The organism is Microcoleus sp. SVA1B4 (genome assembly GCF_036700545.1).
In the GTDB taxonomy this organism is placed as follows: Bacteria; Cyanobacteriota; Cyanobacteriia; order Cyanobacteriales; family Microcoleaceae; genus Microcoleus.
The window spans coordinates 24731-45796 of record NZ_JAUBPB010000056.1; the positions used below are offsets into that span (position 1 = coordinate 24731).

The following is a 21066-nucleotide window of genomic DNA, read 5'->3' on the forward strand; positions in this document are numbered from 1 at the left end:
TTCATTAGACTTCTCCAGAAATTAGATTTTAGCTTAGGCTTGACTTGGGTTTCAAGTTCTTTTTTGGAGATATCTCTTAGTCCTCTTTTAGAGGACTTCAGCTTTGAGGCAGGGGTTTAAACCTCTGCCGGACTGCGGGTATTACTATTAATTTTCATGCTCAAATCCAGCCAAGTCGATCGCGTAATCGGAGCACTGGTAGAAATATAGTCCACTCCGGTTTCCGCTACACTTCTAATTGTTTCTAAAGTAACATTGCCGGAAGCTTCAATTTTTACCCGATCGCTCTTTTGGCGAATTATTGCCACTGCCTGCCGCATCAAATCAAAGGACATATTATCTAACATGATAATATCGGCTTTGTGCTGCAAAGCTGTCTCTACTTCAGCCAGAGTTTCGGTTTCGACTTCGATTGTCAGCGGATAGGGGATAGAATTGCGAATTAGGGCGATCGCCTCTGCAATTCCTCCAGCCGCGGCAATGTGATTGTCTTTAATCATCACCGCGTCATCTAATCCCATCCGGTGATTGCAAGCACCGCCGACTTGAGTTGCGTATTTTTCCAACAATCTCAACCCCGGCGTTGTCTTGCGCGTATCCACTAATTGCACGGGTAAATCGGCAATTTTGTCAACATATTTTTGAGTTAAAGTAGCGATGCCGCTCAAACGCATTGCCAAGTTTAATGCTACTCTTTCTCCGGTTAGCAGCGCATCGAAATTGCCGGAAATCTCGGCGATTACTTCTCCTTTTTCGCACAGTTTCCCTTCCGGTACTTGGGGGATGAAACTGAGGCCGCTGTCTAAAAGTTTAAATGTGCGATCGGCAATTGGCAATCCGGCAATGACTCCAGCTTCTTTGACTATCCATTTAGCAGTACCCTGGATGCTGTTTGCGGGAAATAAAGCCGATGTTGTGCGATCGCCCCTACCGATATCTTCTAGTAGCCAGTTGTGCAATAGGGAGTCTAAAACTATCCAAGGCGGTAATATTGCTGTCATGTTTTTGTTGGTTGTTATATCAAGATGATATCTATTAGGAACAATAGTCGATCGGGTAATTTTAGGCAAGTTGCAAGATAATCTGGCCACGCGGATGTCCTTGTTGGCTTAATTACAGTTTGCTCAACAGGGGCACTTTTGTAGTCAATCACCTGTTGACAAAGTTGGGTGTCGGTGATTTAATAGAGTGAGTTTGCTTTGTCGCAAGGAAAATTGGCGCCGAAGAAACAAGCTCATCTGATTTATGAGCAAGCAGAGGCTTTGGGGTGGGCCACTAGGGCTAAGGGTAAGTTTGCTAGTAAATTTGGAAGTAACGAACTTGATAAATTAGAGTTCGGATTTGATTATTTCGCCTAAAAACTACATTCAAGCTACAAATACTCAGTTATGACTCACCTAAATATTTCTCCTCTCAACCGTCGCTCTTTTCTTAGTTATGTTGCTTTAGGTACTTTGGGTTTATTGACAAAAGACTTGCTTGATCCAGCTAGCGCTATGGCTGATAGCGAGGGATTAGGCAAAAATTTCTCTACCTTGGAGAACTATCATATTTTTGTTCCTTATACCACAGCCCGAGTAGGAGGAAAGCAAACTTTTACTTTGCGATCGGGAGAACCTTGCCTGGTGGAAATTCCCTCCAAAGCTCAAGATAGCCAAGAGATTACCATCAAAGGGCGCGGTCAAGACGGTAAAGATATTACTGTAGTTTTGCATACCTTATACGGCTCTCCTGAACTTATGGTTATAAGTTTATCTAATCAGAAAAGCAAGCTAATACGCGATTCCTAAAATTATTAAAATTAGAAAAACCATACCCTTGCCGCATTATCAACTTAATCCGATTGTTGATTCCTTCCATGACTCCACTTGTGGTGCGATGAAGAAAGTAGTTGCAAATACCCTCAAAATGATTCTCAATTGTTGATGCAGATTCTCTAAAAAATACTTGTGCATGATTTAGCCATTCTTTGATTTTGTTCTGCCCTTCTTTGACCGTCAAATTAGTCTCATATATTTCTCTAAATTTTTCTTTCATCTCATACGCAATTCGCAAACATTCGGATTTTCCTAGTGTCAATTCTAATTTATCAATCTGAAGAGGATTTAAATTTACTCGATTACTTAATAATAAATATTTACTTTGCCTGTCTGTTATTCCGGCTGCTCTACGTAACTTATTTAAGTCTTTGTTAACTACTTTCATTACATGAAAACGATCAATAATAACTTTGGCGTTTGGGAATACTTTTTTGATAACTTTAGGGAATCCTCCCCACATATCAACACTCACTTCCTCAACTTGTTCACGAACCTCAATTGGTTGTTCTATAAGGACTTCAATGATTTGTTCACAGCGATGAGAATCAATCATCTCAATTAAATTACCTTCGCCGAGGTCACTCACAACAGTCACAAAATTTCCTTGACCTTTTCGCATACTTATCTCATCCAGACCAATTCGTTTAACCCCTTGCCAATTCGGTTTTTTCTTGAGGGTGTTTACCTGCTCAAATATTCCTTTTATTTCGTCATAACTCAGTCCTTCTTCTCGTCCAATTTGCTCCATGCTCGATTGTTTTACACGCTCATAAATATCTTGTTCATATCGTTGAGTATGCCGTCTTTTAACGTCCAAAAAATCTAATTTTTCTGTGGGATACCGTTGACAACGAGGACAGTAAAACTGCCGTCGTGGGATTTTTAGATATACAGGACGACCAAAAACAGACAAATCTCTTACTAAAATTGGTCGATTTTGATGCAGTTTTTCGGTAGGATTGTTACAATGATGACAAACAATTCCTTCTGATAAAATGCTCAGTCCCAAGAAAATTTTTCCCTCAACTTGAGTACAAGTTTCAACCCTGACTCCCGGCAAGGCTAATAGATAGTCTAGATGGAAGCTCATAACGGTAAATGTATTAGTAGGTACATTTTACACCATAAACTCAGGAGAGCCCCTTATACGATAGACAACTCGGAATAAAAGAGGAAATTTATCAAGAAATTGACAAAAATACGCAATTTGTCGAAGAAGCAAGCAAAGCGAAATGCAAATTTGTTTACGAGCAAGTTGAAGATGGTGAGTATATTGACGATCTGATCGCCTTGGATTTTCTTGATTATGTGATATCGTCCTCAAAGCTAGACAACAAAATTAAAGAGCGCTACCAAATCGCCAGTACCAATTCACGCTTACTCGGAATTGAGCAAGCCATTGAATCGACCTTGGCTCAATCTAAACTGACTGAGGCAAAGAAGAAACTAATCAGAGGAACTTCTGCATACGTCCGCGCCGGCGAACCTGTTCCTGACTTTAAGGCACTCACAGATATTTACTCAATTGTTGCCGCTTCTGCACTGCCTTTAGAAATCAAGCAGAACTACTCTTTAGCCATTGCCAACTCAAGAGCATTAACAGTTGATTTTATTCTGGTCAAACAGATTACTGAAAGCCAATTGACTGATGAACAAAAGAAAAATTACCAGTCAACTTATCAGCAGGTGCGCGATGGCAAGACAGTAGAAGATACAGCAACCTTGAAGTCGCTAGACTCCTTCATTGACAAAGCCAAAATCCCAGAAAATGCTAAAGCTGTTTACTCGATAGCAAGGAAACAAAATTTAGATAGTCAAATGGCTTCTGCTGAAAAAGCCTATGATTTTATCCAAACTGTTAAAGTATTGAAAAAGAAACTGACGGATGCTAAAGACAAAGGAGCAGCAATTGTTCCACAAGCTACGAGAGTGTTTAGTACACTTGGAGTAGAAACCGCTACGGGTGTTAGTATTAGTAGTTTATCAGGAGCGGCTGCAACCAACGCGACTTTAGCTGTTTTAGGTGGTGGTTCTGTCGCATCTGGTGGTTTAGGAATGCTGGGTGGTTTAGCAGTAGCAACAGGAGGAGCAGCGCTAATAGGAGCCGCAGGACTGCTGTCTATTGCGTTAGTTTCAGAAATGGATAGCGAAGACCAAAAAAATCTGGGAATTGCAATTGGTACAGGAACAATCGCCGGTGCTGCAACTGTTTTAGCTGCTTGGACTGCTGCGAGTGCTTTGGGAGTAGCCGGTACATTGTCTGGTGCTGCTGCTATTACTGCCACTATTTCGGCTATTGGTGGACTCACTTTAATCACGGGCGGTACAGCTCTTGTTGCATCGGGTACAGCATTTTTAATTTGGTCATTACTCAAAGGTGGAAAGACTCGCGATTCATCCGTGCTCCACCAGTTAGAAACTCGATCCTACACCTATACTGAAAATATCATTGCGGATGATTTCGGAGATTTTTTACAAAAGAATGTAAGTCCAACAAATGGCATTAAAGATGGATTTTCTGCTCCTAATATTCCATTAGATAAACTATCCAAAGCGCTGTCTTCATGGCTATCTCTTGAGTCTGGAGAAAAAGTAATCGCTTTGATAGACAACAGTGTTTTTAAGGATGCCAAAGAGGGGGTTGTATTTACAAACGCAAAAATGGCTTGGAAAATAATTCTTTCAGATGCTCAGGTCATTAACTATGAAAACTTAGCAAAATTTGTCAAGGCGGAAAGCAAATTAACTTCACTGCTATCAGAGCCGAACCAGAAACAGGAATTGTCTAAGTTGAAAAAAGTAGTAGATATTTTGTCAGACGAGAAATACTCTACCAATTTATCTAAGTTGCAAGAGTTAGTAGCTATAGTGGGGAGTGACCAAAACTTATCGGATCTGGTTTCTAATGAGAAGTATAAAAACAAGTTGCCAAAATTAAAAAATGCAGTAGCTATTTTATCAGACGAGAAGTCCAGTCAGAACTTGTCTAAGTTGAAAGATGTTGTAGATGTCTTATCTAATGAACCTGATTTAGTAAGATTTTTCTCGTCGCAAGTAGTGTCACAGCTATCTGACAAGAACTATACCAATGACTTGTCTAGGTTAAAAGAGGTAGTAGATAGGTTTTTAAATGAATCTGACAAGGACAATTTTACTAAATTGCTTCGACAAATTAGCCAAAAATATAGCACAGTTTAGGCAGTAACTTTTGCCCGCGATTCTGGCTATGAGGGAGGCGGAAGGCGATCGCCCACTATTGACTGCTAAAATTAAGGGCGATCGCTGGTTATGATGGTATTAAAATATGGTTCGACCCGCAATTCTATAGCTTATTTGAAAACAGCCATTGAAACATCACATAACCATCATGCAAACCAAAACGATCACAATTCGCGTTAATGCTGAAGTTGCTAAGATATTTGAGGCTGCTTCTGAAGAACAGCGTCGTAAATTGGAGGCATTACTTAGCCTGAAACTTAGTGATGTAACTCGAAACAAAAGACCTCTAGAGGAGGTAATGAGTGAGATTAGTCGGAATGCTCAAGCGCGAGGATTGACCCCAGAAATTTTGGATTCAATTCTTTTTGAGGAGTGAGATGCGCTACGTTTTTGATACAAATGCAATCATCAGTGCGATTCTGTTTGATAACAGTAAACCCGATCGCACTTAAAGAAAAAAACTAATATCAACTTGGAAAAAATCGGCTAATTTCCGGGCTTCATCTATTTCGATCGCCCTTCCGCTAACAAAAACTTTATCAACCTCTGTTTCCGTTCCCAAAACAGGAATCAAATCAGATTTCTCCAAATTTCTCGCATCCATTAAATGTTGCAACATTGAAGCAGCATTTCCTGCAGGAATCGGATAATTTTCAGATTCAAATTTTTCAATCAGCGTTATCAAAAGCTCCAGAAATAGCTCTTCCTCCAGCGATCGCATAGGGCGGTGTTCCAGTTCGCAAGCGAGAGCGATCGCGGCCTCGTTTTCTGCTTCATTTGCGATCGGTTTTGGCTGATAGCGAACAAGTAAATCTGTATAAAATTTTGCATCAAAAGTACGGATCATTTTTCCACTCATCCTTACTTATCTTTACACAGGTAGCGATTGATTTCCCTATTTAAGCTACAGTAAAAGCTATATTTTCTAGCACTACATTAGGTACATTTCCACTACCTAAAACCTGTGTAGCATCTAAAACTTCTATCCCTACCAATAACTCATTTTCCCCAATATTTAAAGCAATTTCGTCAGTTAACTGTAAAGTGCGACACTGATGCTTACCTTCTACAAGTCTAATGTAGAGAGCATCAATTTCGGAATCATAACTAATCTTCATAAATTTTTACCTCTTATTCTTCAGTCCGCGGAGGCGGACTTCGTTTTTGTAGTAGCGGTTTCAACCGCCAAGCCATAAAGAGAATGATTAATAATTCACCAAAAAACTAAAGCCCTTTTCCGTTGTTGCGGGAAAAGAGCTTTAATTTATTATTAACCTGGCACTGAGCTATTTTACCGGGCAGTGACCCGCCGAGTATCTTCGCCATAGCAACGTTTAACAACCGAGTTCGGGATGGATCGGAGTGGTTCCATTACATCATAAGCACCAGGAAAGCTTTGAAAACTTTTAATCCTGTGTCTGCGTTTAGTTTGATGCGCTGCATCTCTTTCGCTCGACTTAATTACTGTATCAAGTTTCCCCCTGTCTGTCAACCCCAAAGTCAAAACTTTTTTTCGATCGCCCGAAACTGCCCCCAATCGCCGAGTTTGACGTATTATTTGCCAGTGGGGCCGATCGACCTTTAACTCACAAATCCCAAAAAGCCGCATCGGTTCGTCGCAACTTGCCTCTCATGCCGCCAAGACGCCACCACCCTATTCGTAAAAAACTTTTCAAAACTCGCATCAAGTTCGATCGACCCAAAATCTGTTCCTGGCTCAGAATATTGAGATTTCTACAAAGGGCCCAAGACTTGCTGTGGTGTAGATGCCTAATAACTCCCCAAAAAACTAAAGCCCTTTTCCGTTGTTGCGGGAAAAGAGCTTTAATTTATTATTAACCTGGCACTGAGCTATTTTACCGGGCAGTGACCCGCCGAGTATCTTCGCCATAGCAACGTTTAACAACCGAGTTCGGGATGGATCGGAGTGGTTCCATTACATCATAAGCACCAGGAAAGCTTTGAAAACTTTTTATCCTGTGTCTGCGTTTTGCTTAATGCTAAGCTTGATGCGCTGCATCTCTTTCGCTCGACTTAATTACTGTATCAAGTTCTCCTTTGTCTGTCAACCCCTTTATCAAAACTTTTTTTCGATCGCCCGAAACCGCTGGAATTATCGGGGTTTGAGGCCGGGTTTGGGGGTGGGGTCGATCGACCTTTTACTCACAAATCCAAAAACGCCACCACCAAATTTGTAAAAAAGTTTTCAAAACTCGCATCAAGTTCGATCGACCCAAAATCTGCTGCTGGCCCAGAATATTGAGATTTCTACAAAGGGCCCTAGACGAGCTTTTGTGTAGATGAGTAATAATCACCAAAAAACTAAAACCCTTTTCCGTTGTTGCGGGAAAAGAGCTTTAATTTATTATTAACCTGGCACTGAGCTATTTTACCGGGCAGTGACCCGCCGAGTATCTTCGCCATAGCAACGTTTAACAACCGAGTTCGGGATGGATCGGAGTGGTTCCATTACATCATAAGCACCAGGAAAGCTTTGAAAACTTTTAATCCTGTGTCTGCGTTTAGCTTAATTTTAAGCTTGATGCGCTGCATCTCTTTCGCTCGACTTAATTACCTTATCAAGTTTTCCTTTGTCTGTCAACCCCTTTGTCAAAACTTTTTTTCGATCGCCCGAAACCGCTGGAATTATCGGGGTTTGAGGCTTGGTTTAGGGGTGAGCCCGATCGACCTTTAACTCACAAATCCAAAAAAGCCGCCTCGGTTCCCTGTTCTCGGCGAATTTTCCCGTCCTTCACAAACCACGCCACGACCTGCTTAACTGTTAATTGTTCGATCGCGCTTTCAGATTCTGTCGCAATTTGCCTCAAAGGCCGCAAAGACGCAATTACCAAATTCGTAAAAAAGTTTTCAAAACTCGCATCTAGTTCGATCGACCCTTTAATACTCTCATCATTCTTAATCCAATCCATCACCTGCCCATTAGTCACCTCAGCCACCGGCTTCCCAGTCTCCCCAGCAATTTGCTTGAGCACCCTCAAAGCATAAATTGCCAGCCGCGCCGAAAACTTTTCCTTCGACGACAGCAGCGCCATATCAACTTCGGCGCACTCTTCCGGCTTTAAAAAATCTGCTAGCGGTTCCATATATTAAAAATTGGTAATTGCTAATCGGTAATCGGTAATTGGTAATCCCTGACATCCGTGACATCCGTTACACTCATCCGTTGTCGAACTTCCATGCGTGACATCCGTTAAATCCCGTACATTGCCTGTTGCCGAACTTCTTCCTTCCTTCTGGCAATCAAATAACCGCAGCGGTGTTCCCCATCAATAATCCAGTGAGTCCGCTCCACAATACAATCCGGCAAAACCGCCGCAAACATTTCCAACTCATTGCCACACACACTCGGAAAAGTTTCCGCAACATTAGAAATCGCGCAGTTGTGTTCCATCAACACAAATCGATCGCCCTTCCCAGCGCGATCGCACATCCCAACCTCTACCGATTCTACAGGATAACACTCAGCCATATAACCTTCAGCCCTGCGGAGTTCCATTAACTTAGTCACCCGTTCTTGCAGCGAGCCCGCACCCACCAGCCGCCGATACTCCGTCGCCTTGCGCTGCCACTGTTTTTGCAGGATAGTAATCACTTGCTCGCGGCCGACGGTTTCCGCCAACGTATCCAGAAAAGAGACAGCAAAATCACCGTAACGATTCGGGAATCGATCGCGCCCCTGACTGGTAAGCTCATAAATGTGCTGCGGCCGCCCCATCCCAGCCTGAACCGACTGATACTGAATCAGCCCCTCCGCTTCCAAATCCTTCAAGTGACGGCGAATCGCCTGCGGACTGATATCCAAAGACTCCGCCAACTCAAGAGCTGTCCCCTGCCCCCCCTTGAGCAAATATTGCAGGATGTCTTGTTTCGTGGAAGTCTGCTGAGTAGTCTCCATCATCTTCACAAAAAATTATTAATTTGACTTTGACAATATCACTGTTGTTAATGTAGCTTAAAATATACTAAAGCAACAAATCAGTTGTTTAACTTTCCAGAGCAGCCCCCAGAACTCGCCGGGCCCCCGACAGTTCAGCGTCTGCCATCTTTGAGAGACATATCCAGAACACTCGAAAGCGCAAAATTAATGAGCTCTACAGTCACAACCCTAGTCAACCAGCCGTATAAATACGGTTTCGTCACCGACATCGAGTCAGACACCATCCCCCGCGGCTTAAGCGAAGATGTAGTCCGCCTGATTTCATCCAAGAAAAACGAACCGGAATTCATGCTGCAATTCCGCCTCAAAGCATACCGGAAGTGGCTGACAATGACCGAGCCCACCTGGCCCCACGTCAACTATCCCGCGATCGACTACCAACAAATTATCTACTATTCCGCGCCCAAACAAAAGCCCAAAAAGCTCAACAGTTTGGATGAAGTAGACCCGACACTCCTAGAAACCTTCGAGAAACTCGGCATTCCCCTCTCCGAACAAAAACGGCTGGGAAATGTCGCCGTCGATGCCGTTTTCGACAGCGTTTCAATTGCCACAACATTTAGAGAAAAGTTAGCCAAAGATGGTGTTATTTTCTGTTCCATCTCAGAAGCCGTCAAAGATTATCCCGAATTAATAGAAAAATATCTCGGCAGCGTCGTACCAGTCGGCGATAACTTTTTCGCAGCCCTCAACTCCGCCGTATTCAGCGACGGTTCCTTTGTTTACATTCCCAAAGGCGTCAAATGCCCAATGGAATTGTCAACCTATTTCCGCATCAACAACGGAGATTCCGGCCAGTTCGAGCGCACCCTAATTGTTGCAGAAGAAAACAGTTCTGTGTCTTACCTAGAAGGCTGCACCGCCCCGATGTTTGACACCAATCAACTGCACGCCGCCGTCGTGGAATTGGTAACAATGGACAATGCGGATATCAAATACTCCACAGTGCAAAACTGGTACGCTGGCGACGCCAACGGCAAAGGCGGCATTTACAACTTCGTGACGAAACGGGGTTTGTGTCAAGGAGTCAATTCTAAGATTTCTTGGACACAAGTAGAAACCGGTTCCGCGATTACTTGGAAATATCCCAGTTGCGTGTTAGTCGGCGACAACTCAGTAGGCGAATTCTACTCGGTAGCGCTGACAAATAACAAGCAGCAAGCTGACACCGGCACCAAAATGATCCACGTGGGCAAAAACACTCGCAGCACGATTATTTCTAAGGGAATTTCTGCCGGAAATTCATCCAACAGCTATCGCGGCTTAGTGAAAATGGGGCCTAACTCTAAAGGCTCTCGCAATTACTCTCAGTGCGATTCCATGCTGATTGGCGACAACGCTCAAGCGAATACTTTCCCTTATATTCAAGTGCAGAACCACACTGCTAAAGTGGAACACGAAGCTTCTACTTCTAAAATTGGAGAAGAGCAATTGTTCTTCTTCGCACAGCGAGGAATTTCCGCAGAAAATGCTATTTCGATGATGATTAGCGGTTTCTGTAAAGATGTTTTCAATCAGTTACCGATGGAATTTGCGGCGGAAGCTGATAAGCTGTTGAGTCTCAAGCTAGAAGGAAGTGTCGGATAATTTTCGCGGCCGATAAACCCTTCCCGGCCGAGTCCATCGGTGACAACTTAAGCTCCCCGTCCGCCAGGAAATGAATTCCTTGGCTAATAGCTAAACTCCTCTAAACAGGACTAATGAGTTTAAAAATTTTCTTCTCAGTCCTCTTCAGAGGACTTTAGCTTTGAGACAGGGAATTCATTCCCTGGCGGACTATCGGTTTAACGTTAAATTGTCACCAATGGGTACAGCCTAGGAACGACAAGAAAAAACTGTAAAGTGCATTGAGGAAAAGGACAAAAATAGATGATTGTAGAAAATAGTCAAGTGGTGCTATCCGTCCGCGATTTAACTGCGAATGTGGAAGATACCCAAATCCTGAAGGGTTTGAATCTGGAAATTAAATCAGGTGAAATTCACGCGATTATGGGCCCGAACGGTTCTGGAAAAAGCACTTTATCCAAGATATTAGCGGGTCATCCTGCTTATACAGTAACGGGTGGAGAAGTGACATTTTTGGGTCAAAATTTGCTGGAATTAGCGCCGGAAGAACGCTCTCTGGCTGGCGTGTTCCTAGCTTTTCAATATCCTTTAGAAATTCCCGGCGTTAGCAATCTGGATTTCTTGCGCGTGGCTTACAATGCTCACCGCAAACATCGCGGCTTGGAAGAATTGGATGCTTTTGATTTCCAAGATTTAATCGAGGACAAGCTGGATATTGTCAAGATGAATGATTCTTTTTTAGGCCGCAGCGTAAATGAGGGTTTTTCCGGTGGCGAGAAAAAGCGAAATGAAATTTTGCAAATGGCTTTGTTGGAACCGAAATTAGCTATTTTAGACGAGACTGATTCAGGTTTGGATATCGATGCTCTCAAGATTGTCGCCGGTGGTGTGAATCAGTTGTCAACTGCTGAGAATTCGATGTTGGTGATTACTCACTATCAGCGGTTGCTGAATTACATTATTCCTGATTTTATTCACGTCATGGAAGCGGGCAGAATTATCTTGACTGGCCCGAAAGAGTTGGCGCTGGAATTGGAAGAGCGCGGTTATGACTGGGTTGTGGAAGAGGAAGCAGCAGGAGTGGGCGCGCGATGATGAATACGCAAGTTGCTAGTAGGGAAATGTTTTTGACTGATTTGGTGAATCAGTGCGGCAAGTTGGAGGCTGTTAATAACAAAAGTGCGGCTTACGGGTTGCAGGATTTGCGGGATGCGGCGACTGAATACGTGCTTTCTTCGACTTTTCCGACGGTGAAGGATGAAGAATGGCGCTTTACTGATTTGTCGTCGGTGTTGCAAATTCCTTTTCATATACCGCAGAGCAATCAGTCAAAAGTTAAGCTGGCTGATATCATTATGCCAGTGAAAAACAAGGCAGATTTACCATTAAGATTGGTATTTGTCAACGGTTTTTATGCGCCGGATTTGTCAACGGTGGAGTCGTCGGTTTTTCCGAATTTGCCGTTAGCGGAGCCCTCGAAGAGGATCGACTTTTACGCAGGTAATCTATCCAATGTACCCGAAAAATATCAAGGGCGCATCAGCGATGTTTTGAGCAAGCACAGACAGCAAACCGAGGTGTTTACGGCGCTGAATACTGCGGGTTTGGCGGATTCTGCGGTGGTGTTCGTGCCGGCCAATATGTCGATCGACCTTCCGATTCACTTGCTGTTCCTGACAGCGCCCGGTGCATCTCCCACGATGTCCCAGCCGCACTGCTTAGTCATAGCTGAGCCTGGAAGCAATGTCACGCTAGTTGAGGATTACGCAACTATCGGTAATGTACCAGCGTTTACTAATGCTGTAACGGATGTTATTGTCGGCGAAAACGCCACTGTGAATCACGTTCGGCTGCAGCGGGAAGGTGGGGAAGTTGTTCATATCGGCAAAAGTGCGATCGAACAATCTCGCAACAGCCGTTATACTTGTCATGCTATCAGCTTGGGAGGCAAAATATCGCGGCACAATTTAGAAGTTTTTCAGCGCGGCGAAGCCACAGAAACAACTTTAAACGGCTTAACCGTAGCCTTTGGCGAACAGTTATCAGACACTCACAGTGTAATCGATTTCAATCACCCCCACGGTACAAGCCGCCAATTGCACAAGTGCATTATCGGCAACAAAGCTCGCGCTGTATTTAACGGCAAAGTTTTCGTTCGCAAAGCCGCACAATTAACAGATGCCGGACAATTGAGCCGTAATTTGTTGCTGTCGCCGAGAGCTCGCGTAGACACTAAACCGCAGTTAGAAATTGTGGCCGACAACGTTAAATGTTCCCACGGTGCAACTGTCAGTCAATTAGAAGATGATGAACTTTTCTACTTGCAAAGTCGCGGTTTGGATTTAGAAAGAAGCCGCTATTTGCTAATCGATGCTTTTGCGGCGGAAATGCTCAATCAATTACCAATTATTGGGGTGGCGAAAATGCTTTCTACCTGCGTGGCAGTCCAAGGATAACTCATACAAATGAGGATACAGAGGACACAGCATTGCTGTGTCCCTACAACATCTTGCACCATTTTTAACAGCCTGTAGGGGCGGGTTTCACGAATAATAATTAATTGCCTAAAACCAACAATCTCGTAAGCCCGCCCCCACCCAACGACAAATCACTAACTTCAAAAAATATGACACTTATTCAAGAAAAAACACTTGCATCAAAAGTTCGCGGCGACTTCCCAATTTTGAATGAAAAAGTTAACGGTAAACCGCTAGTTTATTTAGACAATGCAGCTACTTCTCAAAAACCCCTAGCTGTGCTCAACGCTTGGCGTGATTACTACGGACAATACAATGCAAACGTGCACCGCGGCGCTCACACTCTCAGCGCCAAAGCGACTGATGCTTACGAAGGTGCTAGAGATAAAGTTGCTGCGTTTGTAAATGCGGCGTCGCGACAAGAAATTGTTTACACTCGCAACGCCACCGAAGCGATTAATTTGGTTGCTTATTCTTGGGGTTTGAGCAATCTGCAAGCCGGAGATGAAATTATCCTGTCGGTAATGGAACACCACAGCAATCTCGTGCCGTGGCAAATGATGGCTCAAAGAACCGGTGCGGTGCTGAAGTTTGTCGAGTTAACGGAAACTAACGAGTTTGATTTGGAACAGTTTAAAACGCTGATTTCCCATAAAACTAAATTGGTGTCAACCGTTCACGTTTCTAATACTTTAGGCTGCATTAGTCCTGTCAAAGAAATCTGCGAAATTGCCCACAGTTTCGGCGCAAAAGTTTTAATAGATGCTTGCCAAAGCGTGCCACACATGATAGTAGACGTGCAAGCAATGGATTGTGATTGGCTGGTTGCTTCCGGTCACAAAATGTGCGCTCCGACTGGCATCGGTTTTCTGTACGGTAAGCTGGACTTGCTGAGAGAAATGCCTCCGTTTTTCGGCGGCGGCGAGATGATTGCTGACGTGTTTCTCGATTATTCTACCTATGCCGATTTGCCGCACAAATTTGAAGCCGGCACGCCTGCAATCGGCGAGGCGATCGCCCTTGGTGCAGCAATCGATTATCTTAGTAACATTGGCATGGATAAGATTCACGCTTGCGAAGCAGAATTGAATGCTTATATGTTCCAACAATTACGGCAAATTCCCGAAATCAAAATTTACGGGCCACAACCAGACAGCAACGGCGAAGGTAGGGCAGCTTTGGCGGCATTTACTGCGGGAGAAATTCACCCTCAAGACTTGTCTACCATGTTAGATCAGGAGGGAGTTGCGATTCGTTCCGGGCATCACTGCACGCAAGCTTTGCACCGCTATTTGAACATTTCATCTACGGCGCGGGCGAGTTTGTATTTTTACAATACTCGCGAGGAGATTGATGTGTTTGTGAAAGCGTTGAAAGAGACGATCGACTTTTTTGGTGGGATTATGGGATAATTTGCTAGGGTGGGCATTTGCCCACCTTGTTAGAACATTGTTTGCCTTTGGCGAACGGAATATCTCGTGAAAATAGTTGAGTATTATAGTTTAATAATACAACCACTAAAAAACATGAATCAATACCCTATTATCCTCATGCCCGACCCTGTTATTCAAGCTCTAGATGCAGTTCCATTCACATGGAAATTTAGTGAACCAAAACCTTTACCTCCTAGTTATAAGCCCCAACCAATTGATGTATTTTTGTTTTTTTATAAATCTCTCCCATTAATTATTCCTTTTGCAACTCTTTCTCTGATTGCCAGTAGAAATATTACCATCACTGTCTATATTTCTGTAGGGGGAATTTTTGTTACTGCCTTGAACTTCTGGCAACAACAAATGTATTACTTACGGACACTTAATCAATACAAGCAACAAATGCGAGATTATAAAGATTTGTTAGCAGAATGGAAAAAGCGTGAGATTCAGCATAAACGGCAGATAGCAGAATCCCAAAAACCTGAAAAGATAAAACAGTATCGCTATCAGATAATTAAAGATATTATCATAAAAACCGTCCCTCCTGAAGGTAGAATTGTCAGTACAAAGTCTCAGTGGCTTGAAAGTAAATTTTATAATAACTTACAGGAATTATTCCCAAATAAAATTAATAACAATTTAATCATCCAAAAAAACCATTCTTATCAACCTTACTGTATAGAAATTTGTTATTTTGATAATTTAACCAATTTACGTATTGATATAACAATTGATAAACCTTATCACTATGAAAGCGGGGAGCCTAAAAATTACGAAGTGCTTGTCCAAGAAAATCAGCGCCATCAACTATTTTTAGAAAAAGGATGGATAGTCATTAGATTTGCTGAGGAGCAAGTAGTCTGTTGGCCACAAAGCTGTTGTCGGGTAATAGCGGAAGTAATCAATCAAATAATAGGTACACCAATTCCCGATGAATTGACAACTGTAGAAACTTTACGACCTATCCAGCAATGGAATGAATTTGAAGCACGACAAATGGCACAGGAGCGCTATAGAGATAATTATTTAATCTAGCGATCTCCCTTTTTTTGACCGCAGATGAACACGGATGAACGCGGATGAAGAAGAGAGCGATCACACCCCAAATACAAGGAGGCGATAATGTTTGTGTTAAACCTATCAGCAGAAAATTGGTTGGGCAACCAGGATGAAGGTGACTTAATAGAAAGTCCTACTTGGAGTCAAATAGAACAAGCCATCCGCGAGTTAAATGGGAAAACTAAAACTTTAGTTACCTTGGGTGCAGATGACGAGTGTTATATGAGCATTGGTGGCGGCGAATCCGGCAAATATATTGTTAACGTAACTTTTGATAACGTTAGCTTCCATAATTTAGTAGATCCATCAAAACCAGATGCAATAGAAAAGCTAGTTGTCGGCGGACAAGAAGGTAATTATTCTGCCAGGATGTGTGTAAATTTAGAGACGGCACTGTTGGCAGCTCAAACATTTACAGTATCAGGACAACTTCAAATATCACTGTCTTGGGAAGAAGAAAAAGAATTAGCGGTGTCATCAAATAAGATTTAACACAACCTAAGTGAAGTGCGAGCGCCTTTTTTTTCATCCGCGTTCATCAGCGTGCATCTGCGGTTTAAAAAAGAGCGCCCTTTTTTGATAGTATCTTGGCTTGTGGTAAAATAAAACTAGAGTTTTCTCAGCTCAAGGAGATTTTGAGATGATTGCTACTACTTCAAGTTTAGCCGAACAGAGAACACTGCTAGAAAACATTAGCTGGCAGACCTTTGAAACGTTGCTCCAAGAAATAGGCGATAAGCGAGGTTATCGCATAGCTTACGATGAAGGGAGACTGGAAATTATGGCGCCACTATTTGAACATGAGAACTACAAGAGCAATTTCGGTAATTTCATCCTTGCTTTAGCAGAAGAACTAGACATTGAAATTAAAAGTGCTGGCTCAACTACTCTCAAACTCAAAAATGCCAAAAAAGGCATAGAACCAGATAACTGTTATTATATCCAAAATGAAGCAGCAGTTAGAGGCAGGCAAGAACTAGATTTAGAAACTGCCCCACCGCCCGACTTAGCAATTGAAATAGATATTACCAGCAGTTCAGTTGATAAGTTGGCCATTTACTCCGCACTTCGCGTCCCGGAACTCTGGCTATATAACGGGCGAGTTTTGAAATTTTATCAGTTGGTAGAAACTGAATATATTGAGCGCGACTTTAGTATTGCTTTTCCCTTTGTATCGGTAGTAGAAATGGCTGGGTTTTTCAGTCGCACTCAAACGATAGGAGAAATTGCTTTGCTGAAATCCTTTAGAACTTGGGTTAAAGGGAAAATATAATATTCTCTAGCAAGGTGCGTAGTGTGCACCCTACATAATTAGGTGCTGCGCCCAAGACTATTAAAACTCCCTAATCTCAGGATGAACAAACTGATAACCAGCCGCCTTAATCTTTTGATTCGACACCCTCGCATTGTAAGGCCGCACGCTAGCACTTCCATCCCAAGAAACTTTAGGCAGATTATGAGCTTCAAAAATGCGATCGAGCAATTCACCACTGGATAGCGACACATCCCCGACTAAATTGTAAATTCCCTGCAATCGATTTTCCAAAGCAAATGTTAACCCCCCAACCACATCATCCCGATGCACCCAATTAGTAGCATCTTCCCCCTTACCGGGACGAGTGCTACCAGCCGCGCCTCTAAAGATTTTAACTAATTCTCGCCCCGGCCCATAAATTCCTCCCAAACGGAGAATGCAGACGTGAAGATTGGGACTCGATGCTGCTAATAAAACCCGTTCTGTTTCTGCGAGAATTTCACCATTTGGATTAGCCGGCGCTACGGGTGATTCTTCATTTACCAATTCACCTTGGCGATCGCCATACACAGAATAAGTACCCGTATAAATAACCTGCTTGACTGTCGGTATCTGCTGTAAAACCGATACTAAATTTGTCGCAGTATCTAAATAACTTTCCCGATAAGCCTGAGAATTTGGAGCACCGACGCACAGCATAACAGCATCTTGTTCTTGCAGTACAGCCGTCATTGCATCTTTGTCATTTCCTTTGAGCACGGCTACCCGCTGCGCGACACCCTCCAACTCAACTACTCGCGTTGCCGTGGTAGTTGTCGCCGTCACGATACAATCAGATTTACCGCGTAAATGCTTGGCTGTCGCAGTCCCCACATAGCCGCAGCCGACGATCGCAACTTTCATAAAAAATTCTCCATTGTGTCATCCTCTCTCAAATTATTGCCGGTTTCTGAAATCATGGCGCGCTGAGTTTTGTGGTAAAATGCAAAGCATCGTTATCAATCGGAGTAGCATCATGTCCGAGAGAGATATTTTTGCCACCTCCTCAGAAAGCGAACTTTTAGCTTTTTATGGTTCTTTGTTTGCGATCGCAGCCGCCGATGGTACCGTTGATATTGACGAACTAGATTTGTTGTTTAAAACCATAAATTTAGACAAATTTTCTGACTCTGCAAAGACTCAAATCCAATCCTACACAGCCAGTCCCCCATCACTGGGCGACTGTTTGCAAACACTCAGCCATTCACAACAACCGCTGCGTTTGGGAGTCATGTATTTTTTAATTAATATTGCTGGCGCAAATAAGACGCTGCATCCGGCAGAAAGCGAGGCGATCCAATCCGCAAAAAAACTGCTGGCGGTTTCCGACTTGCAAATCCAAGCCATGCAGGAATTCATCGCAGACATGAAACAAACACGGGAGGCCGCGCCTAATAAAAATCAGGCATCAGAATCCTTCAATTCTGCTGTTTCCCAGCTTAAAACTAAGGGCATTCCTCTCGATTTAATCGACCGAAAAGGAACCACAAGAAACCTCAGCAACCCCCCAATCAACTATTCAGATGAAAGTTTTTGGGTTAAGCTTAAAAACTTTGCTTTAACCGCAGGAATAGAAGTAGTTGAAAAAGCTTTGATTCTCTACTATACGGCTCATAACCCAAACGTGCCTGCTTGGGCAAAAGGAGTTGTAGTTGGAGCTTTGACCTATTTTATATCTCCTGTTGATGCTATTCCCGATATATTAGCCGGTATCGGATTTACCGACGATTTGGGAGTATTGCTGGCGGCAATAGCTACTGTTTCAGTATACATTAATGCTGATACTAAAGAACAAGCCAAACAGAAAATGAAAGATTGGTTTGGCTAATAATATTATGTCCGATCGATTAACCGTAATATCCCGGTCGGGCGGGTTTTTAAGATTATCAATTATTGGCAGGTATTGTTGGTGAACCCGCCCCTACAACAATCGCGATCGCTCGACCGAACATGATATGAATCGGACTAACATAATCTGAAGAATATAGCAGTTGTCAATCGGATAAAATACAGGTAAGATACAAGACACGGCACTGCCGTGTCCCTACCCAATATCTGTAATTGACTCAACTGAAAACTTGATTAGTTATTGTGGATTTTCAGTCTTTAATCGGCTTACCATCTCGATTGACAATACGGCTTTCACCATCCTTAGCCGTGACATTTTCATAAACCCCTTCATCCCGCTTCACGTACTTGCTGAACCCCTGATTTTTATAATCGGTGTCCGATGTCGGCTTCATCAACCTCGGAGCGCTCAGCAGTCGGCGTACCGGCGCATCTGCGGGAGTCTCCCCGGGTTCGCGCTTCGCCAACTCGCACAGTTGGCCCCAAGTCGAAACTTCCAGGTTCATGCTGTGCCAAACTTCTAACTGCTGGTTGTTTTCGGGACACAAATAATCGTATACAGGCATACTAAGAATCTCGTTTGCAACTACTAAAATTACTAATTGCACGGTTATTGAGAATATTATAGCTCAACATTACTAATAATTCAACCCTAAAAATTAAACTTTACTATTTTTAACGGTTGTTGAAACCATAAATCAGCTATATTATTAACCCTGTGTGCTTGCTCCCGGATGCGATCGAGACAAAGCCCAAAAGTACGCTACCCTGAAATCCTCTGACTCGATCGCACGATCGCACGATCGACGGCTAGCAAATGCCCGCAAGACTTCCGTGAATGCCGTCAAAGGATTGATCATCATTTTCAGACTGTACGCAAATCACAGATTCTAAGTTTCAAATTTATTTATTTACTCACCACCGAGGATTTACCGATGAGCGATTTCAAAGTTACGCCAGAAGTAGAGCTGAACACAGCTCAAATGTTGGAGCGATACCAACTGCAAGATGAGACAACTCTGCGGCGTTGGGCAAAACTGCACGGCATCAACAGCACCCGTGGTTTCTTCTATCCCAGTGAAGTAGATTTGATGGATCACGCTCACCACCATCTCTACAATTTGGGAATGAGCATTGCTGAGTACCAAAGTCTTTTAGACCGACGCCGCACCAATTCCCAGACACCGGGCGACCAAAATAAAACAGTAGCAAGTCAAGTTGCTGACGAAGCATACGATGCTATAGAAACGCTGACCGATCAGTATGCTGAAGCTATTGATTTAATGGGAGAACGTATAGCAGACCATTTCATCGATGAACTCGATTTATCTGTGATGCGGCACCTTTCTAAAAAAGTGCAAGACCGCCGCACTCTCAACGGTCAAACCAAAAAGCCTAACCGTTTTCTCCAAGTGATTAAAGCCGTGTTGCAACCGAGCAGCGAAAATACGCTTCTGGTTCCCAAAAAAGAAGATGACTCTAGCTTAGAATTAGAACAGCATCACCGACTCGGCTAGCTGCCGATTTCGTTGAAAGACTAAGCGTTACTTATAGCGGTAAGGTGCGCCTAGCGCACCCTACATAATTAGGTTCTGCCTCCAGGACTGTAAAGGCAATAAATTTACTCTTTTCAAGTGTCCGTTACCTGTGAATTATAAATTTAAGACTGGATGCAGATATATTTTGCGCTGGAATTACCTAAAATATATGTTTGATCTAAGACGTAAATCTAGCCCAAGGTAAAAAAATGATTAAATCCTGGATGGTAATTGGAGGCGTCGCCTTTGTAGTAGCACTAGCTGCTAACATAATCGCGCCCAGCGACATCCAATGGTTCAACCGATTGCAGCGTCCGAGATGGCTAGTAATTGAAAAAGCAATTCCGCTAATTTGGACAGTAATTTTTATTTGTGCAGCTTGGTCAGCAGTGATAGTGTGGGAAAAACAACCAGGAACTCAGGAGACTTGGCTGAGAATGGGTTTGTACCTACTTTTAGAAATAGTAACTATGTCTTATACCTCGGTTATGTGCAAACTTAGGAGCCTAAAAGTCGGCACAATAATCGGCGGAACGGGCGCTATTTTAAGCGTAATGCTAGCTTTAAGTGTGTTGCAAGTTTCCGAGCCAGCCGCCCTGTTATTGCTGCCTTACATACTTTGGAGTCCGATCGGCACTTACACCACTTGGGCAATGATGCACCTAAATCCGGCGGATGTTTAGCCTCTCATGGAATTAGTCATTTTAATGGGATTGCACGCAGAGAAAAAAAGCACCTTTTAAACCTAAAATGTGCTCGCTGTTAGATCCCCGGCTTCTTTAGGATCGCGAATTAAATAACTTACAATTTTAATTGTTATTGTGGGATGGGCGTCCCGCCCGTCCTTTTTG

General features: G+C 43.1%; 22 protein-coding genes and 3 rRNA genes. 13 read left to right on the forward strand and 12 right to left on the reverse strand.

Annotation, left to right across the window (positions count from 1 at the left end; genetic code table 11):
- Window positions 1–116: 116 nt before the first annotated feature.
- Complete coding sequence (nadC, locus tag QT987_RS21975; RefSeq protein WP_333244311.1) at window positions 117–1001, reverse strand: carboxylating nicotinate-nucleotide diphosphorylase; 885 nt, start codon at window positions 999–1001, stop codon at window positions 117–119.
- Window positions 1002–1388: 387 nt separating this feature from the next.
- On the opposite strand from nadC, the gene QT987_RS21980 reads away from it, so the two are divergent.
- The gene (locus QT987_RS21980; protein ID WP_333244314.1) at window positions 1389–1790 is read left to right on the forward strand and encodes a hypothetical protein; all 402 of its coding nucleotides are present in this window, start codon (window positions 1389–1391) and stop codon (window positions 1788–1790) included.
- Here the strand turns inward: QT987_RS21980 and QT987_RS21985 are convergent.
- Entirely contained in the window at window positions 1756–2910 is a 1155-nt protein-coding gene (locus QT987_RS21985) for an ISL3 family transposase (RefSeq protein WP_333244317.1), read from the reverse strand. The genes QT987_RS21980 and QT987_RS21985 overlap by 35 nt on opposite strands.
- Before the next feature lie 200 nt (window positions 2911–3110).
- Between QT987_RS21985 and QT987_RS21990 the strand changes: the two genes are divergently transcribed.
- Window positions 3111–5018, forward strand: a complete 1908-nt coding sequence (locus tag QT987_RS21990; protein ID WP_333244319.1) for a hypothetical protein — start codon at window positions 3111–3113, stop codon at window positions 5016–5018.
- Between the two features lie 169 nt (window positions 5019–5187).
- Window positions 5188–5415, forward strand: a complete 228-nt coding sequence (locus QT987_RS21995) for a hypothetical protein (RefSeq protein WP_333244322.1) — start codon at window positions 5188–5190, stop codon at window positions 5413–5415.
- Between the two features lie 72 nt (window positions 5416–5487).
- Here QT987_RS21995 and QT987_RS22000 read toward each other — a convergent pair whose 3' ends face one another.
- The 7 genes from QT987_RS22000 to sufR all read right to left on the reverse strand — a co-directional run bounded on the left by QT987_RS22000 (window position 5488) and on the right by sufR (window position 8958).
- A complete protein-coding gene (locus tag QT987_RS22000) occupies window positions 5488–5886 on the reverse strand; it encodes a transcriptional regulator (RefSeq protein ID WP_333244325.1) in 399 nt (132 codons plus the stop codon).
- A 52-nt stretch (window positions 5887–5938) separates the two neighbouring features.
- Entirely contained in the window at window positions 5939–6157 is a 219-nt protein-coding gene (locus QT987_RS22005; RefSeq protein WP_106332875.1) for a DUF2283 domain-containing protein, read from the reverse strand.
- 155 nt (window positions 6158–6312) lie between these two features.
- Window positions 6313–6429, reverse strand: a 5S ribosomal RNA gene (gene rrf, locus QT987_RS22010).
- A gap of 448 nt (window positions 6430–6877) precedes the next feature.
- Window positions 6878–6994, reverse strand: a 5S ribosomal RNA gene (rrf, locus tag QT987_RS22015).
- Window positions 6995–7410: 416 nt separating this feature from the next.
- Window positions 7411–7527 (reverse strand): 5S ribosomal RNA (rrf, locus tag QT987_RS22020).
- Between the two features lie 208 nt (window positions 7528–7735).
- The gene (locus tag QT987_RS22025) at window positions 7736–8143 is read right to left on the reverse strand and encodes a hypothetical protein (RefSeq protein WP_333207740.1); all 408 of its coding nucleotides are present in this window, start codon (window positions 8141–8143) and stop codon (window positions 7736–7738) included.
- Between the two features lie 107 nt (window positions 8144–8250).
- The gene (gene sufR / locus QT987_RS22030; RefSeq protein WP_333244328.1) at window positions 8251–8958 is read right to left on the reverse strand and encodes an iron-sulfur cluster biosynthesis transcriptional regulator SufR; all 708 of its coding nucleotides are present in this window, start codon (window positions 8956–8958) and stop codon (window positions 8251–8253) included.
- 186 nt (window positions 8959–9144) lie between these two features.
- On the opposite strand from sufR, the gene sufB reads away from it, so the two are divergent.
- The 7 genes from sufB to QT987_RS22065 all read left to right on the forward strand — a co-directional run bounded on the left by sufB (window position 9145) and on the right by QT987_RS22065 (window position 16808).
- On the forward strand, window positions 9145–10584 hold the full coding sequence (gene sufB, locus QT987_RS22035) for a Fe-S cluster assembly protein SufB (protein WP_333244331.1): 1440 nt from the start codon (window positions 9145–9147) through the stop codon (window positions 10582–10584).
- A gap of 282 nt (window positions 10585–10866) precedes the next feature.
- On the forward strand, window positions 10867–11658 hold the full coding sequence (gene sufC / locus QT987_RS22040) for a Fe-S cluster assembly ATPase SufC (protein WP_333051994.1): 792 nt from the start codon (window positions 10867–10869) through the stop codon (window positions 11656–11658).
- Window positions 11655–13019: a Fe-S cluster assembly protein SufD gene (gene sufD, locus QT987_RS22045; RefSeq protein WP_333244334.1), complete on the forward strand. Its 1365-nt coding sequence runs from the start codon at window positions 11655–11657 to the stop codon at window positions 13017–13019. Before sufC ends, sufD begins: the two co-directional genes overlap by 4 nt.
- A 170-nt stretch (window positions 13020–13189) precedes the next feature.
- A complete protein-coding gene (locus tag QT987_RS22050) occupies window positions 13190–14452 on the forward strand; it encodes a SufS family cysteine desulfurase (protein ID WP_333244338.1) in 1263 nt (420 codons plus the stop codon).
- A 114-nt stretch (window positions 14453–14566) separates the two neighbouring features.
- Window positions 14567–15511: a hypothetical protein gene (locus QT987_RS22055; protein ID WP_333244342.1), complete on the forward strand. Its 945-nt coding sequence runs from the start codon at window positions 14567–14569 to the stop codon at window positions 15509–15511.
- Window positions 15512–15598: 87 nt separating this feature from the next.
- Window positions 15599–16027 (forward strand): Imm1 family immunity protein, encoded by a 429-nt coding sequence (locus QT987_RS22060; RefSeq protein WP_333244345.1) that lies wholly within the window; start codon window positions 15599–15601, stop codon window positions 16025–16027.
- Between the two features lie 148 nt (window positions 16028–16175).
- Window positions 16176–16808, forward strand: a complete 633-nt coding sequence (locus QT987_RS22065; protein ID WP_333244349.1) for a Uma2 family endonuclease — start codon at window positions 16176–16178, stop codon at window positions 16806–16808.
- Window positions 16809–16868: 60 nt separating this feature from the next.
- Here the strand turns inward: QT987_RS22065 and QT987_RS22070 are convergent, their stop codons facing one another.
- Complete coding sequence (locus tag QT987_RS22070; RefSeq protein WP_333244352.1) at window positions 16869–17693, reverse strand: NAD-dependent epimerase/dehydratase family protein; 825 nt, start codon at window positions 17691–17693, stop codon at window positions 16869–16871.
- Window positions 17694–17772: 79 nt separating this feature from the next.
- Here QT987_RS22070 and QT987_RS22075 point away from each other — a divergent pair, with 79 nt between their 5' ends.
- Window positions 17773–18657 (forward strand): DUF1232 domain-containing protein, encoded by an 885-nt coding sequence (locus tag QT987_RS22075; RefSeq protein WP_333244355.1) that lies wholly within the window; start codon window positions 17773–17775, stop codon window positions 18655–18657.
- 271 nt (window positions 18658–18928) lie between these two features.
- Here QT987_RS22075 and QT987_RS22080 read toward each other — a convergent pair whose 3' ends face one another.
- Window positions 18929–19243, reverse strand: coding sequence for a zinc ribbon domain-containing protein (locus QT987_RS22080; protein WP_333052014.1), 315 nt, complete (start codon window positions 19241–19243; stop codon window positions 18929–18931).
- Between the two features lie 144 nt (window positions 19244–19387).
- Window positions 19388–19540 (reverse strand): hypothetical protein, encoded by a 153-nt coding sequence (locus QT987_RS22085; protein WP_333244358.1) that lies wholly within the window; start codon window positions 19538–19540, stop codon window positions 19388–19390.
- A gap of 72 nt (window positions 19541–19612) precedes the next feature.
- Here QT987_RS22085 and QT987_RS22090 point away from each other — a divergent pair, with 72 nt between their 5' ends.
- Complete coding sequence (locus QT987_RS22090; protein WP_333244361.1) at window positions 19613–20194, forward strand: hypothetical protein; 582 nt, start codon at window positions 19613–19615, stop codon at window positions 20192–20194.
- A 230-nt stretch (window positions 20195–20424) separates the two neighbouring features.
- A complete protein-coding gene (locus QT987_RS22095) occupies window positions 20425–20898 on the forward strand; it encodes a TspO/MBR family protein (RefSeq protein WP_333244364.1) in 474 nt (157 codons plus the stop codon).
- Window positions 20899–21066: the final 168 nt, after the last annotated feature.

What these genes read in the sequence shown, in the direction of transcription:
- nadC (WP_333244311.1), bottom strand. Translation starts at nt 1,001, where the DNA reads ATGACAGCAATATTACCGCCTTGGATAGTTTTAGACTCCCTATTGCAC.
- QT987_RS21980 (WP_333244314.1), top strand. Translation starts at nt 1,389, where the DNA reads ATGACTCACCTAAATATTTCTCCTCTCAACCGTCGCTCTTTTCTTAGT.
- QT987_RS21985 (WP_333244317.1), bottom strand. Translation starts at nt 2,910, where the DNA reads ATGAGCTTCCATCTAGACTATCTATTAGCCTTGCCGGGAGTCAGGGTT.
- QT987_RS21995 (WP_333244322.1), top strand. Translation starts at nt 5,188, where the DNA reads ATGCAAACCAAAACGATCACAATTCGCGTTAATGCTGAAGTTGCTAAG.
- QT987_RS22000 (WP_333244325.1), bottom strand. Translation starts at nt 5,886, where the DNA reads ATGATCCGTACTTTTGATGCAAAATTTTATACAGATTTACTTGTTCGC.
- QT987_RS22005 (WP_106332875.1), bottom strand. Translation starts at nt 6,157, where the DNA reads ATGAAGATTAGTTATGATTCCGAAATTGATGCTCTCTACATTAGACTT.
- QT987_RS22025 (WP_333207740.1), bottom strand. Translation starts at nt 8,143, where the DNA reads ATGGAACCGCTAGCAGATTTTTTAAAGCCGGAAGAGTGCGCCGAAGTT.
- sufR (WP_333244328.1), bottom strand. Translation starts at nt 8,958, where the DNA reads ATGATGGAGACTACTCAGCAGACTTCCACGAAACAAGACATCCTGCAA.
- sufB (WP_333244331.1), top strand. Translation starts at nt 9,145, where the DNA reads ATGAGCTCTACAGTCACAACCCTAGTCAACCAGCCGTATAAATACGGT.
- sufC (WP_333051994.1), top strand. Translation starts at nt 10,867, where the DNA reads ATGATTGTAGAAAATAGTCAAGTGGTGCTATCCGTCCGCGATTTAACT.
- sufD (WP_333244334.1), top strand. Translation starts at nt 11,655, where the DNA reads ATGATGAATACGCAAGTTGCTAGTAGGGAAATGTTTTTGACTGATTTG.
- QT987_RS22050 (WP_333244338.1), top strand. Translation starts at nt 13,190, where the DNA reads ATGACACTTATTCAAGAAAAAACACTTGCATCAAAAGTTCGCGGCGAC.
- QT987_RS22055 (WP_333244342.1), top strand. Translation starts at nt 14,567, where the DNA reads ATGAATCAATACCCTATTATCCTCATGCCCGACCCTGTTATTCAAGCT.
- QT987_RS22060 (WP_333244345.1), top strand. Translation starts at nt 15,599, where the DNA reads ATGTTTGTGTTAAACCTATCAGCAGAAAATTGGTTGGGCAACCAGGAT.
- QT987_RS22065 (WP_333244349.1), top strand. Translation starts at nt 16,176, where the DNA reads ATGATTGCTACTACTTCAAGTTTAGCCGAACAGAGAACACTGCTAGAA.
- QT987_RS22070 (WP_333244352.1), bottom strand. Translation starts at nt 17,693, where the DNA reads ATGAAAGTTGCGATCGTCGGCTGCGGCTATGTGGGGACTGCGACAGCC.
- QT987_RS22075 (WP_333244355.1), top strand. Translation starts at nt 17,773, where the DNA reads ATGCAAAGCATCGTTATCAATCGGAGTAGCATCATGTCCGAGAGAGAT.
- QT987_RS22080 (WP_333052014.1), bottom strand. Translation starts at nt 19,243, where the DNA reads ATGCCTGTATACGATTATTTGTGTCCCGAAAACAACCAGCAGTTAGAA.
- QT987_RS22085 (WP_333244358.1), bottom strand. Translation starts at nt 19,540, where the DNA reads ATGATGATCAATCCTTTGACGGCATTCACGGAAGTCTTGCGGGCATTT.
- QT987_RS22090 (WP_333244361.1), top strand. Translation starts at nt 19,613, where the DNA reads ATGAGCGATTTCAAAGTTACGCCAGAAGTAGAGCTGAACACAGCTCAA.
- QT987_RS22095 (WP_333244364.1), top strand. Translation starts at nt 20,425, where the DNA reads ATGATTAAATCCTGGATGGTAATTGGAGGCGTCGCCTTTGTAGTAGCA.